This window comes from Flavobacterium sp. 102, assembly GCF_003634615.1.
GTDB lineage: Bacteria > Bacteroidota > Bacteroidia > Flavobacteriales > Flavobacteriaceae > Flavobacterium.
Genome location: NZ_RBKX01000001.1, coordinates 384,162 through 398,678, shown reverse-complemented (window position 1 = coordinate 398,678; position 14,517 = coordinate 384,162). Strand labels below are relative to the sequence as shown.

8 protein-coding genes are annotated in these 14,517 nt (G+C 37.4%); 3 read left to right on the top strand and 5 right to left on the bottom strand.

Annotated features, from left to right (window positions below):
- The first annotated feature begins 82 nt into the window (after positions 1-82).
- Genes C8C84_RS01820 through C8C84_RS01810 form a run of 3 tightly spaced genes read left to right on the top strand, consistent with a single transcriptional unit; the run spans position 83 to position 8,495 of the window.
- Positions 83-6,934: a choice-of-anchor L domain-containing protein gene (locus C8C84_RS01820; RefSeq protein ID WP_121311902.1), complete on the top strand. Its 6,852-nt coding sequence runs from the start codon at positions 83-85 to the stop codon at positions 6,932-6,934.
- Between the two features lie 6 nt (positions 6,935-6,940).
- Positions 6,941-7,939 (top strand): type IX secretion system membrane protein PorP/SprF, encoded by a 999-nt coding sequence (locus tag C8C84_RS01815; protein WP_121311901.1) that lies wholly within the window; start codon positions 6,941-6,943, stop codon positions 7,937-7,939.
- A 40-nt stretch (positions 7,940-7,979) separates the two neighbouring features.
- Entirely contained in the window at positions 7,980-8,495 is a 516-nt protein-coding gene (locus C8C84_RS01810) for a gamma carbonic anhydrase family protein (RefSeq protein ID WP_121311900.1), read from the top strand.
- A gap of 209 nt (positions 8,496-8,704) precedes the next feature.
- Here the strand turns inward: C8C84_RS01810 and murI are convergent, their stop codons facing one another.
- The 5 genes from murI to C8C84_RS01785 form a co-directional block, all read right to left on the bottom strand.
- A complete protein-coding gene (murI, locus tag C8C84_RS01805; protein ID WP_121311899.1) occupies positions 8,705-9,484 on the bottom strand; it encodes a glutamate racemase in 780 nt (259 codons plus the stop codon).
- Between the two features lie 75 nt (positions 9,485-9,559).
- Complete coding sequence (locus C8C84_RS01800) at positions 9,560-10,060, bottom strand: OmpH family outer membrane protein (protein WP_121311898.1); 501 nt, start codon at positions 10,058-10,060, stop codon at positions 9,560-9,562.
- Between the two features lie 29 nt (positions 10,061-10,089).
- Positions 10,090-11,088 (bottom strand): OmpH family outer membrane protein, encoded by a 999-nt coding sequence (locus C8C84_RS01795; RefSeq protein WP_121311897.1) that lies wholly within the window; start codon positions 11,086-11,088, stop codon positions 10,090-10,092.
- 35 nt (positions 11,089-11,123) lie between these two features.
- Entirely contained in the window at positions 11,124-13,844 is a 2,721-nt protein-coding gene (locus C8C84_RS01790) for an outer membrane protein assembly factor (RefSeq protein WP_121311896.1), read from the bottom strand.
- On the bottom strand, positions 13,777-14,517 hold the full coding sequence (locus C8C84_RS01785) for an isoprenyl transferase (RefSeq protein ID WP_121311895.1): 741 nt from the start codon (positions 14,515-14,517) through the stop codon (positions 13,777-13,779). Before C8C84_RS01785 ends, C8C84_RS01790 begins: the two co-directional genes overlap by 68 nt.

The following is a 14,517-nucleotide window of genomic DNA, read 5'->3' as shown; positions in this document are numbered from 1 at the left end:
AACTATATTTGAACAATTAATCAATAATTAACACAATCAAGTGGTTTTAATAAAATAGGACTACTAAAACATTTTTTATTTGATGCAGAAAAAAATACTCATAATTCTCTTTTTGGCGATTAGCTTTTCGTCATATTCCCAATTAATAGTCAATAATACTCAATCGCCTGCGCAATTAGTGCAAAACGTGCTCTTAGGGCAAGGAGTTGCGGCTACCAATATTACTTTTAACGGTACTGCGGCTAATGCCAGTGTTATAAGTGATCAGGTTGGTCATTTTTTAAATGGTTCGTCAACCAATATTGGTCTGGAAGAAGGGATTATTTTGTCAACAGGGAAAGGAATAGTGGCGATTGGGCCGAATAATTCTGGAGGGACAACTAATGCTACGGATAATCCTACTGAAGGAGATGCTGATTTAGACCAATTGACTACCAATACGGTTATGAACATAGCAATTCTTGAATTTGATTTTGTGCCGAATGGACAAACATTGAGTTTTGACTTTGTTTTTGCTTCGGAAGAATACCCTGAATGGGCCAATTCAAGTTTTAATGATGTTTTTGGTTTTTTCTTGAGCGGTCCCGGTATCGCAGGTCCTTATACTAATGGTGCCATTAATATTGCTTTGATTCCTTCGACTACAGTTCCGATTACAATTAACAATTTAAATAACGGAACTACAAATAACGGACCCTGTGAATACTGTTCGTTTTACGTTAATAATGGGACTGGAAGTACTCCTGCAGTTAACAGTACCATACAGTATGATGGTTTTACTTTAGTTATTCCGGCTACAGCCAATGTTCAGTGTGGACAAACGTATCATATTAAATTAGCCATTGCCAATGTCGGAGATAATTCATTGGATTCAGCGGTTTTTCTAAAGGCTAATAGTTTTGCTTCTGCGCCGATAGATTTTCCTAATGATTATTTAGTTTCAAATGGTTTTGCACCTTGTTTTGGGAGTTCTACAGTTATTTGTACTGGTTTGGCAACTACAGTTCCTCATGTTTGGACTCTTGATGGTGGTGTCATTCCGGGTGAAACAGGTCCTTGTTTGACGGTTACTGAGCCCGGCGAATATTGCGCAACTGCATTCCCTTTTGGTCCGGCATGTCCTGTTACAGATTGTTTGATTGTAGAGTTTCTAGATGAAATAATGATAGGTGATCCTAATGATTTAACGGAATGCGATGTGATTTTCAATTTGACACAAAACACACCAATCATCGCCAATAATCTTGATGTTACAATTACTTATCATACCACACTTTCTAACGCAGAACAATTGATAGGCGCTATTCCAAACCCAACAAATTATACAGGTTTTGATGGGCAAATTATTTATGCTGCGATAGAAGATAATACGGTAGGTTGTTTAACAACTACTCAATTTGAGCTGAATGTTATTGTATGTACAACCAACCCGATTCCGACTCAACCACCTAATTTAGCGTTGTGTGAAAGTAGTTTTGGAAGTGGTACGGCCACTTTTAATTTTGTGCCTCAAACACCTATTGTCTTGGGGACATATTCGGCTGCAGATTATACCGTTACTTATCATTTAACACAGAATAATGCGGATAATGATGTAAGTCCTATTGGACCAACAAATGTTGTTGGAACTAATGGTCAAACAATATATGTAAGATTGGAAGAAAATGCTGATCCAACCCATTTTAGCACAATCTCTTTTCAATTGATTGTTAATCCGATACCTATCGCAACAATTTCTATTGCTCCGTCAGTTGTTTGTGCGAATGAAGACAGTACAGTAACTTTTAACGGAACGCCAAATGCAGTTGTAACTTATAATGTTGATGGGAATCCAAATCAAAATATAACTTTGAATGCTGCAGGCAATGCAACAATAGTACTAACATCATTAACAGTTCCATCAACCTACAATTTGGTGAGTATTGCTAATCCAACGACTACTTGTTCACAGTTAATTGCAGGTTCGGCTTCAGTGACAGTTAATCCATTGCCAACGGCCGGTATTTCCGGTACTACGTCAATTTGTGCGGGCAATACAGCAGTTGTGCTATTTAGTGGTACTCCAAATGCTGAGATTACTTATAATATTGACTCAAATCCAAATCAATTAATTGTTTTGGATGCTACAGGTAATGCGTCAGTTACAACACCAGTTTTAAACATTTCTTCTACTTACAATTTAGTCAGTGTTGAAAATCCAGTTACCAATTGTTCTCAATTACAGTCAGGTTCTGCTGTTATAACTGTTAATCCATTACCAACCGTTACAATATCAGGAACGACAGCAATTTGTTTTGGGGATACTGCCACAATTACATTTAATGGTACTCCAAATGCTGAAGTTACTTATAATATAGATTCTAATCCGAACCAAACGATTGTTTTAAATGGATTAGGTAATGAAACCATAGTAACAACTCCTTTAACAGCATCAACTATTTACAATTTAGTTAGTGTCGAAAATACAGCTACTACCTGTTCGCAAACTCAAAGTGGTTCTGCAGTTATTACGGTTAACACTACTCCGGTTATTAGTCAGCCTACTGATTATGTAGTTTGTGATGACAATAATGATGGAATATCTTGTTTGTTTGATTTAGGGACAAAAATCATCGAAGTTAATGGAGGCAATCCCAATATTATTGTAGAATTTTACGAAACCGACACCAGTGGTTCGCCGATTCCTTTGAATGTGAATTATTGTAGTATTGCGCCAGGAATTCAAACCATTTATGTGCGAGCTTACAATGTTGGTTCTCCTGACTGTTATTCTACCACTACATTTGATTTAATCGTCAACCCCTTGCCGGCTCCCAATCCTATAATTTCAGATTACGAATTGTGTGATTACAATTCAACGGGTGATGAGATTGAGGTATTTACTTTAAATAGTATGGATACTGAGATTGCCAATGGTCAAACTAATGTAACAATCAGTTATTACTTGACCCAAAGTGATGCTCAAACGCAAACCGGTCCACTACCGAATTCCTATCCTAACATCAGCAATCCACAACAAATTTGGATTAATATTAGTGATAATGTTACAGGTTGTGATGCGGTGAGTTCTTTTAATTTGGTGGTGAATCCATTGCCAATTGCTACTACACCTGAACCTATATTCCAATGTAGTAATGGTGCGACGACTCAGGCGGAGTTTGATTTAACTATCAATGAAGGGGTTGTAACAGCAGGTAATACTTCACTAGTTACGGGGACTTATTACACTACTTTACTTGCTGCTCAAAATGCGACAAGCCCGATAACTACTCCGGATACTTACATTGGCACGGATAACGAAATTGTTTACATCAGAGTAGAGGATAATGTTACAGGTTGTTATGCTACGACCACGCAATTGCTTAGAGTTACTCAAGGACCAATTGCCATCACACCACAAGCACTTCACTATTGCGATCCTAACAACGATGGATTTGGATTCTTTGATTTAGAATCTGCCTCGACAGAGATAGCCGGAGGCATATGGCCACTACTAGGTGTTTCTATTACTTATCATGAAACTGAGACTGATGCGCTGCTTGGCGCTAATCCAAAACCTAGCCCATACGAGAATATCAATCCATGGACGCAAACTATTTATGTGCGTGTATTTTATACCCTAACTGGTTGTGCTAATTATGTACAATTACAGTTAATTGTTGATCCAACGCCAGAGGCTACAGAACCTGATGATTATGAATTGTGTGATTACACGGGACAAATAGGTTATGAGGCTTTTGACTTGACAACGACTGAGCCGCAGATATTAGGGACTATTGACCCATCATTAGTGAATGTAACTTTCCATCCAACTTTTGTAGATGCACAGAACGAGACAGCTACTATCACTGGTGTGACGAATTACATCAACCAAACCCAATGGAGCCAAACTTTATTTGTACGAGTAGAGTTTATAGCGACAGGTTGTTATGATATTGTTGAGTTAGATTTGATTGTAAATCCATTACCCAATGCTACCCAGCCGAATTATCCGCAGTATACTTTGTGTGATTACAACGGCGCGATAGGTTTTGAGACCTTTGATTTACTTTCCCAAGTTGATCCGATATTATTGGGACAACAAGGCATGAGTGTTACTTTCTATCCAAGTTTGGCTGCTGCTCAGGCGCAAGTGCCGGGTACTTCGATTAATGAGACACACCCTGATTTGCAGTATCCTAACCAAATTATCTATGTTCAGACTTTAGGCGTGGTGATTACCAATACTCTTACCGGTTGTTATAGTATCTCTACGATAGATATTAGAGTAGTACCATTACCAACACCGATTCCACCAACAGCACCTTACACGATTTGTGATGAGAATCAGGATGGCTTTTCGAGTTTTGATTTAGCGACTTTGACCGCAGATATTTTACAAGGCGCCAATTACATATTGACTTTCTATGAAACCCTAAGCGATGCTGAGCTAGGCAATCTTGTGACGGCAATTGACATTACTCAGTTGTATGATAATATCAATCCGTTTACCCAAATCTTGTATGTGAGAGCTGAGGATCCACTTACAGGTTGTTGGAGTGTTATCCCAATTGTATTGAATGTAAACCCAAGTCCTATAGCCCCAATTAATTTGGATGATATTGTGGTTTGTGATACAGACAACAACAATCAAAGTGCTAGTACAATAGTTGATTTAACGGTAAGAACCCCTGATGTTTTAGCCCAACAACCACTAGCAGCCAGTAATTATACAATCACTTATCATACCACATTGCTACGCGCACAAAATGATATTCCAATCATCCCTGCGACTAGTTATTTGGCTACGACCAATCAAACGATTTGGGTGAGAGTAGAGGACAACACTACAGGATGTTTTAATATTGGCGAATTTGATATTATTGTTAATATTCCATTATTACTCATCACCCCAACACCACTGAGTTTGTGTGATGATGATGCGAATCCGAATGACCAATTCCACAGCTTTGACTTGACGATAAGAGATGTGATGATTACCCAAAGTTTATCAGGTTATACCGTAACCTATTATCCAAGTTATGCTTTGGCGCAGGCAGGCAATCCAGCCAATGCTATTGCTACACCAACGGCTTATACCAATACCTCACCGGCAGTTCAAACATTAGGAGTTGTGGTAACTAGTGCCGCGGGTTGTTCCAGTGTAACGACTTTAGACATCAGAGTCTTACCTATCCCAACGCCAAACACGAATCCACCGAGCTTAGGAGCGAAGTGTGATGACAACAATCCCGGCGATATGATGGAGGTATTTGACTTAACGGTTAATGCGGCTTATATCTTAAATGGCGACCCTAATTTAACGCTACATTATTACCACAGCCAAGCCGATGCTTTAGTACCACAAAACGAAATCTTAACTCCAACAGCAGCTTTAGTAGGAGATGTTGATCCAAATGAGCAAAGTGTTTGGATAAGAGTAGAGAACAACAGAATAGATTCTTTTGGCAATCATTGTTTTGTACTGGTGGAGCAACCTTTAACGGTTAATCCTTTACCAACAGTAGTGCAGCCACTGGCACCTTACAGGGTATGTGATAATGATACTGATGGACTGGCAGCATTTGATTTGACCAATCCAATCTTAGCAACCGCTATTTTGGGAGCTACTCAAAACCCGGCTGATTTTACCATTACGTATTACTTAACACAAGCAGGGGCAAATCCGCTGACTAATACCGGAGAAACTCCGCTACCAAACAATTACACCAACACGACGCCGGACAGCCAAAACATCTACATCAGAGTAGTGAACAATGCTACAGGTTGTGTTAATGCCACCGGAGTACTTACTTTAGCAGTAGAGGAATATGCTCAGGCTACAGGACCACAGAGCTTCTCGAGTTGTGATACTTACACCGATCCTTATGATGGAGTGTTCCAATTGGATTTAACCCAATACGAGACTGCGATATTAAACGGACAAGACCCATTGGTGTTCTTGATTAGTTACTATCACACCCAAGCCGATGCAGAACAAGGCATCAATGCCATCACATTAGCAGAAGCACAAGCTTACATTACCCAACCCGATACTGACCAAATTTGGGTTAAGGTTGAGAACAGTAGCAATAGCATTACCCCATTCTGTTATGCGCTTACTACAATCGATATTGAGATAGAGCGTTACCCGAATCCAATTATCACTACACCAAATGGCGTGACGACGATTTGTGTTGACTTTGCGAGCGGTAATGTTGTAAGACCACTGACACTAAACAGCAATATTCCAAATCCGGCGGATTATACCTTTGAGTGGTATGAGGGCACGACGTTAATACCGGGAGCAACAGGTTCAACTTATACCGTTGACACGGCTTCACCAACAGGAGCCACGAGAAGTTATACTGTTAGAGTGATTAGCATTAGTCCGCTAGCGTGTGAGACTACTTCATTAGGTTTTGATGTGATACAATCAGGACCGGCTAGTATTCCGACAGGTACGGCAGGATATACAGTGACCAATGCGTTTACCAATAGTCAAATCATCACCGTGACTGTGGAAGGCTGGGGCACTTATGAATACAGTTTGGATGACGGACCAAGACAGACGAGTAATATCTTTGAAGGTGTGTCGTTAGGGAATCATGTGATCCATGTTTGGGATACTGAAGGCGGAATCGCTTTTAGTTGTGAGGAATTAATCATCAATGATGTTCAGGTGATTGATTATCCACATTACTTTACGCCAAACGGAGATGGTATTCATGATACTTGGAATGTAGTAGGATTATTTAATTATGCAGATCAAACAAAAATTTATATATTTGACCGCTACGGAAAATTATTGAAACAAATCAGTTCGGCAGGAGATGGATGGGACGGAACCTACAACGGACAACCGTTACCATCAACAGATTACTGGTTTACGGTAGATTATCCGGAGCAAAACACAACGAAACAATTTAGAGCCCATTTCTCATTAAAAAGATAAATTAAAATGAATTTTAGAAAACTTTGTCTACTAGCTATACTTTTTGTATCTCAGCTTTCAAATTCTCAAGAAGGATTACCTGTTTATTCTGATTATTTATCAGACAATTATTATCTGTTACATCCTTCTATGGCAGGCGCGGCAAATTGTGCTAAGCTTAGACTAACGGCAAGACAGCAATGGTTTGGACAAGAAGATGCTCCGGCCTTACAAACGTTAAGTTTTAACGGTTCGCTGGGAGAAAGATCGGGCGGAGGTATTATTGTTTTTAATGACAAGAATGGATACCACTCACAAACCGGAATGAAATTGACCTATGCGCATCATTTATTATTTTCTAGAGATAAAGTTGACTTAAATCAACTTTCATTTGGTATGAGTGCCGGCTTTGTTCAAAGTAGTCTAGATCAAAGTACGTTTTATACTAATGATCCGTCGTATGATCCAATAATCTTTAATTCGATTCAAAGAGCCTCTTACTTTAATGTTGATATTGGAGCTTCTTATAACTTCCTAGATTTTTACGTACATGCTACTGTAAAAAATGCTTTGGCAAGTGATAGAAAGTTATATTCAGATAGAGAACCGGTTAACTTGAGAAGATTTATTTTGAACTCAGGTTATACTTTTGGAGAAGAAGAAGGTATTCTTTGGGAACCATCGTTCATGTTCCAATTGGTTACCCAAACTCAAGAGAAAACAGTTGATTTGAATATTAAAGCCTATAAAGAATTAGAGTTCGGAAGATTATGGGGTGGAATCTCTTATAGAAGAAGTCTTGATGGGGCACAGTTTGTAGAAGGAAATGCCGTTTCTGATCAAAAAATGCAATACATAACACCTATTTTAGGGGTGAACTTTAAAAATTATGTGTTCTCTTATACGTATTCTCACTTGTTGGGTAACGTAAATTTTGATACCGGCGGTTTTCACCAAATTACTTTAGGGATTAATTTATTCTGTTCACCGGAGAAATACCACTGTAATTGTCCAGCGATTAACTAATTTAAATATAAGTCCCGAGATTCTCGGGACTATTTTTTTTATGGTAATAAAGTCAGTAAATGGGAAACATCCCCAAATTCCAAGCGATTGTTATGTAGCGGAAAATGCGACTATCGTAGGCGATGTTGTATTAGGCAGTTCTTGTAGCGTATGGTTTAATGCAGTTATCAGAGGCGATGTTCATTATATTAAAATAGGGAATAAGGTCAATATCCAAGATGGTGCGATTATCCACTGTACTTATCAAAAACATCCAACCGAAATAGGAAACAATGTTTCTATCGGTCATAATGCAATTGTACACGGTTGTAAAATTCACGACAATGTATTGATTGGAATGGGTTCGATAATTATGGATAATTGTGTGGTAGAAAGCAATTCGATTATTGCTGCCGGTGCTGTAGTTACTCAAAACACAGTGGTTGAATCGGGGACAATATATGCCGGTGTTCCTGCGAAAAAAGTAAAAGACATTGACCAATCGGATTTTGCCGGAGAAATTGAACGTATTTCGAATAACTATGTGATGTATTCGAGTTGGTTTAAGGAAAGTTGAAATTAAAACGTGGACTTTCGGAGGCAGTCAGGTATTTTTTCTAAGAAAACAAAACGTTTAGCTAGCCCCGATAGCAGTGGAAATCCTTTTGTTTTGTAATAGGGCTTCGACTCCCGAAGCGTAGGCACAGCCTGACAAAATGCGTGACAAAACAAAAGATTGTAGCGCATAGCGGGACAACGGTTCAAAGAAAACCCAATGTCGTGCTCCTAAAAATCTTTACTTTTTACTTCGTATTTATTATTGAGAATGTCATTCAAGACCTTTGGATTGGCGTTGGTGTAAAAAAGCGTTTTTCCTTTTTTGGTGTTATTACTTAAGCCAACACTTTCAGCCAGTAATTTCTTTGTTTGACGTGCGACAGCTTCACCCGAGTCGATGATTTTAATGTGATTTGGGAGTATTTTTTTGATTTGCGGAATCAAGTAAGGATAATGACTGCAACCGAGCACCAGATAATCGATATTGGCTTCAATCATGGGTTCCAGATAGGCGTGAAGTAGACGGTTCATTTCTGGTGAATTAATTTCTCCGTTTTCGATTAATGTTACTAAACCCAGACCAATTTGTTCAATGATTTTGGTGTCTTGATATTTTTCAACCGTTTGATGGAAAAGATCACTGTTTAAAGTGCCTTTAGTGGCCAAAATACCAATGACATGCTTTTCAGAATTTAGTGCTGCCGGTTTAATTGCCGGTTCAATTCCGATAAATGGAACATCGTATTTGGCTCGTAATTCTTTGATGGCATTGGTCGTTGCCGTATTACAAGCTACTACTATTATTTTGGCATTTTGGTTAAGAAGATAGTCGGTATTTTTAATACTTAATTCGACAATCTCTTCTTTTGACTTTTGTCCGTAAGGCGCATTTTTACTATCGGCAAGATAAATAGTGTCTTCGTTTGGGAGCAAATCATGAATTTCTCTCCAAATAGAAGTGCCGCCTACACCGGAATCAAAAAGGCCTATGGGATTGTTATTTGTCATAGTAACAAAAGTAAAAAAAAACTGCTCAATCCTGAAGCTTCAGGTGAGCAGTTTTTTAAGTATATATTTTTGATTTTAGAAACCTAAATCTTTTTTGATATCAGCCGTTAAATCCGGACCGTCAGCTAAAAGTAAATCGGCTACGTTTAAAACGTATTGGTATCCTTTAGCTTTACCAATTTTAGTGATAGAAGCTTTGATTTTATCCATTAAAGGTTTAACTAAATCCGCTTCTTTCTTTTGTAATTCTTTTTGAGCGTTATCTCTGTAATCCGTGATACGTTTTACTAAGTCTTGTACTTCAGTTTGACGAGTTGCGTTAACAGCATCTCCAACAGTAGAAGCTTCTTGGTCGTATTTTTTTATCTTATTTTGATATTCTTCTGCCATTGTTTTGTATTCCGCATCATAAGTGGCGCTCAATTTTTCCAATTGCTTTTGAGCATCTAACATCGCCGGCATTTTAGAAATAATTTCATTTACATCTACGTGTGCAGTTTTAGCTTGAGCATTGATGGTATAACTTGTTCCTAAAAACAATACAGTAGCTATTAGTAATGATTTCAATCGTTTCATTTTTAAAGGTATTAATTAATTATTATTGTTTATTCTTCTTTTTTCGGTTCCCCGGTTTTTTCTTCTTTAGCTTTTTTAGCTGCTTCTCTGTCGGCTAATGCTTTTTTCTTTTTGTCTTCTAGAGCTTTTTTCCTGTCCTCAATTATTTTTGCTCTTGCTGCCGCTTTCGCTTCTTTTGAATTTGGGTCAACGGTTGTTGAGTCTGAGGTTGTTTTATTGGTTTCAGGTGCTGTTTTGTCATCTGTTGTTTTATCGTTAGCAGGAACCGTGCCATTTTTTTTGGCTTCTCTGGCTTCAAGGGCTGCTTTTCTTTTATCGTCTTGCTCTTTTTTCTTGGCTTCGGCAGCTAGTTTTCTGTCTTCCATTATTTTATCTCTGGCCGCTTTCTTGTCTTCCAAAGCTTTTTTTCTGGCTGCTAAGGCTGGATTTTCATCTTCTACATCTTCTTGGTATTCTTTTTTCTCTTGTTCTTTGAGTTCTTTATTAGACAATTGTTCTCTTCTTTCGGCACGAGTAATCGCCCTAACAACTTGGTCGCTAATGTCATGTCTTTTGGCAGAAAATAACATGGTTAAATCAGAAGATTTGTCAAAGATAAAGTCATATTTTTTAAGTTCTGCGATGTCTTGTACCGCATTGAATACTTGATCTTGTATTGGTTTAACCAAAACGGCTTTTTGAGTCATCAAGTCGCCATTAGGTCCAAATCTCTTTTGTTGGAAATCTAAAAGTTCATCTTCCTGAAATTTGATTTCTTCTTCACGCTCGTCGATTAGCTCTTTAGTCAATAGTGCTTTTTCGGTTTTTAGTGCATCTTTTAACTTTGCAATTTCTACTTTTTTGGCTTCAATATCCTGCTTCCATTTTTGAGCTTTTTGCTCTAATTGGTTATTGGCTTCCGCATAATCGGGAACATTTTGCAGAATATATTCCATGTCTATGTAGCCAATTTTCACGCCTCTTGTCTGAGCACTGGCTTCAAAAACAAAAGACAAAAGTAATATTGATATTGCAAAATATTTTTTCATACGATTATGATTTAGAAATAATATATCAAATATAATTAAAATTGTTGACCAATTATAAAATGTGTTTCCCAACCATTCTTTTGAGCAAAACCAGGAACAGCATCAAAACCGTGAGCAAAATCTATTCCTAATAAACCAAACGCCGGCATAAAAATTCTAATGCCGAATCCGGCAGAACGTTGCAATACGAATGGGTTGTACTCTTTGAATGTGTTATAAGATGAACCTGCTTCTAAGAATGTTAATGCATAAATCGATGCAGCGGCTTTTAATGTTAACGGATATCTTAATTCTAATGAGAATTTGTTGTAAACCGTTGCACCATCTTGATCGGACAATGATTGGTTAGGGTAACCTCTTAACTGAATCACTTCACGACCATCTAAAGAAAAGTTAGCCAAACCGTCTCCACCAAGGAAGAATCTTTCAAACGGAACTAGTCCACGTCCGCTATTGTAAGCACCTAAATAACCAAACTCACCTAAAGCTCTTAATACTAAAGCTTTTGATTGAGAACCGGCTAATCTGGTGTACCAGTCGGCTTTGAATTTTAATTTATAGTATTCTAACCATTTGAATTTTTCTTGGTCTACTTTACCTTGGTCAACTGCTGCATCTTCAAGGTTTGTTACTACATTTCCGTTTACACCATCAACAAGCGCACCCGGAGCAACCCAATTGTCATTAGCATCGAAATAACCTTCTCCTTTATTTTTGAGTTTATAAGCTTCTTGATTTTCAAGATCAGCATAATCTATTCCGTTTAGCAACGAGTATGGTAAAGTGAACTTGGCTGAGAAGCTAAATTCAGAACCTGAAGTTGGATAAATCGGATTTACTCCTTTGTTATTTCTGCTTAATCCAAGCGTGAAGGCTAAGTTACGAGAGGCACCATCACCAAAAGTAAATAAGCCGGTGTTGTAGTTATTCAAATCATAATATTGGAAACTCACCGAGTTGGAGAATACAAAATAATCATCCGGCACGGTTAATCTTTTGGCATAACCAACCGATAAGGAGGTAATGTTAAAACTCTTAGTTCGGTCAACATTCGTAGAACGTCCAGAGTATAAGAATTGTTTACTATGTGACAATGAGGTAGAAAACTGAATTGGTTTTTTTCCGCCTAACCAAGGTTCAGAGAACGACAAACTATACGTTTGGAAGAATGAACTGGCTTGTAAACGCAAAGCTACTTTTTGACCGTCACCCATTGGCAAAGGTTTGTATGCTTCTTTTTTAAACATATTTCTGGCCGAGAAATTATTGAAAGACAAACCTAAAGTTCCAATAAATCCACCACCGCCATAACCACCTTGTAGTTCAATTTGACTTGAGCCTTTTTCAACTACGTTATATTCAATGTCTACAGTTCCTGCAGCCGGATCTACGTTTTTGAATTTTGGGTCAATGGCTTCAGGATCAAAGAAACCTAATTGACCAATCTCACGAATGGTTCTAACCAAATCTTCTTTACTGTATTTTTCTCCAGGTCGGGTTTTAAGCTCTCTGTAAACTACTCTGTCATTGGTTTTGTCATTTCCAACTACCGTAATATTGTTGAAATAAGCAATTGGACCTTCCATTATTCTTATTTCAAAATCGATAGTGTCATTGGCCGTTTTTACTTCAACAGCGTTGATGTTTGAGAACAAGTAACCATTGTTTTGATACAAATTGGTAATGTCATCTCCATCTGGTTTTGTTTTGTCAGCGATTCGTTTTTCTAATAAAACGCCGTTATAAGTTTCTCCTTTTTTGATGCCTACTACTCTTTCTAATAATTGGTCTGAATAAACCGAGTTTCCTAGGAATTTAATATTACCGAAGTAGTATTTTCTTCCTTCTTCTACTTTTATATTGATGGCTAATTTAGATTTTTTGGCATTCAAAAACACCGAATCTTTGATTACTCTTGCATCTCTATATCCTTTTTCTTTGTATTTTTCAACGATGGAAGTTAAATCTTCTTGGTATTTCTCCTTGATAAACTTTGAAGATTTGAAAATTCGGATTGGATTGATTTGTTTGGTGTTTTTCATGGCTTTTCTCAGTTTCTTGTCTGAGAATTTTTCGTTGCCATCAAAACTAATTTTGGAGATTTTCAATTTGTCTCCTTTGTCAATATTTACCAACATCTTCACCTGATTGCCTTCAGTAGTATCAGGTGTAGTGGTTATAAAGACTTTGGTTTTATAGTAACCGTCTTTCTTGTATTTGTTTTCGATGTAATTTTTGGTTGTGGTAATCAAGTTTTCATTAACAATTTTACCTTTTGTTAAACTGTTTTCTTTGATTAAAACTTCCGTTTTTGATTTTTTTATCCCTTGAATTTTTACATCACTTAGTTTTGGTAACTCCGCAATATCAAGGTCAAGCCAAATACTGTCGCCTTCGGTTTTATTTACAAAAAAATCAATGTCGCTGAATAGTCCAAGCTTCCCTAATTTCTTAATAGCATTACTAATTTCTTCTCCGGGAACCGTCAGTTGTTGTCCTTTTTCCAAGCCGGAAAAAGTAACTACTGTTTGCTCATTGTAACTAATCTTGCCATTTACCTTAACGTTTGCTAAAAAATATTTTTTTCCTTGTTCAAAAGGGAGTCTATCTTGGGCTTGTAATTGAAAAATACTTCCAAAAAATAAGATAATTAGAAATATTCTTGAGGGTGTAATCTGCACTGAAATTTTATTTAATTTGTTCACTTGTTTTTCCAAATCTTCGTTCTCTTTTTTGATAGCTAATGATCGCTTCATATAAATCGTTTTCTTTAAAATCGGGCCACAGTACGTCTGTAAAATAAAATTCTGCATAAGCGATTTGCCAAAGCAGAAAATTACTGATCCTGTGTTCACCACTAGTTCTAATTACCAAATCTACGTCAGGCAGATTGTGCGTGTAAAGATGCTGATTAATAATTGATTCATCAATAGTGTCTATCGAAATTATATTATTTTTAACTTTATCACTGATTATTTTAACAGCATTTAACAATTCCTCTCTAGAACCATAGCTTAAGGCTAATGTTAAGGTCATTCGGGTATTGTTTTTCGTCTTTTCAATGACAGCTAAAAGTTCTTTCTTGGCTGAGGCAGGAAGCAAATCTATGTTCCCGATACAGTTTAATTTAATGTTGTTTTTTTGAAGGGTTTCAAACTCTTTCTTAAGGGAAGAAATCAGCAATTTCATTAAGGTATCTACTTCCAGTTTTGGGCGGTTCCAATTTTCTGTAGAAAATGCGTAAAGTGTTAGATTGTCAATGCCTAGTTTGGCGCAAGTTTCTACGGTAACTCGAACAGATTTGGTTCCGTTTTCATGGCCAAATGCTCTTAATAAACCTTTTTGTTTCGCCCAACGACCATTCCCGTCCATAATGATGGCAAGGTGCTTGGGTAAATTGTCTTTGTTTATTTTATCTAGTAAATCCAT

What these genes read in the sequence shown, in the direction of transcription:
- C8C84_RS01820 (WP_121311902.1), top strand. Translation starts at nt 83, where the DNA reads ATGCAGAAAAAAATACTCATAATTCTCTTTTTGGCGATTAGCTTTTCG.
- C8C84_RS01815 (WP_121311901.1), top strand. Translation starts at nt 6,941, where the DNA reads ATGAATTTTAGAAAACTTTGTCTACTAGCTATACTTTTTGTATCTCAG.
- C8C84_RS01810 (WP_121311900.1), top strand. Translation starts at nt 7,980, where the DNA reads ATGGTAATAAAGTCAGTAAATGGGAAACATCCCCAAATTCCAAGCGAT.
- murI (WP_121311899.1), bottom strand. Translation starts at nt 9,484, where the DNA reads ATGACAAATAACAATCCCATAGGCCTTTTTGATTCCGGTGTAGGCGGC.
- C8C84_RS01800 (WP_121311898.1), bottom strand. Translation starts at nt 10,060, where the DNA reads ATGAAACGATTGAAATCATTACTAATAGCTACTGTATTGTTTTTAGGA.
- C8C84_RS01795 (WP_121311897.1), bottom strand. Translation starts at nt 11,088, where the DNA reads ATGAAAAAATATTTTGCAATATCAATATTACTTTTGTCTTTTGTTTTT.
- C8C84_RS01790 (WP_121311896.1), bottom strand. Translation starts at nt 13,844, where the DNA reads ATGAAGCGATCATTAGCTATCAAAAAAGAGAACGAAGATTTGGAAAAA.
- C8C84_RS01785 (WP_121311895.1), bottom strand. Translation starts at nt 14,517, where the DNA reads ATGGATTTACTAGATAAAATAAACAAAGACAATTTACCCAAGCACCTT.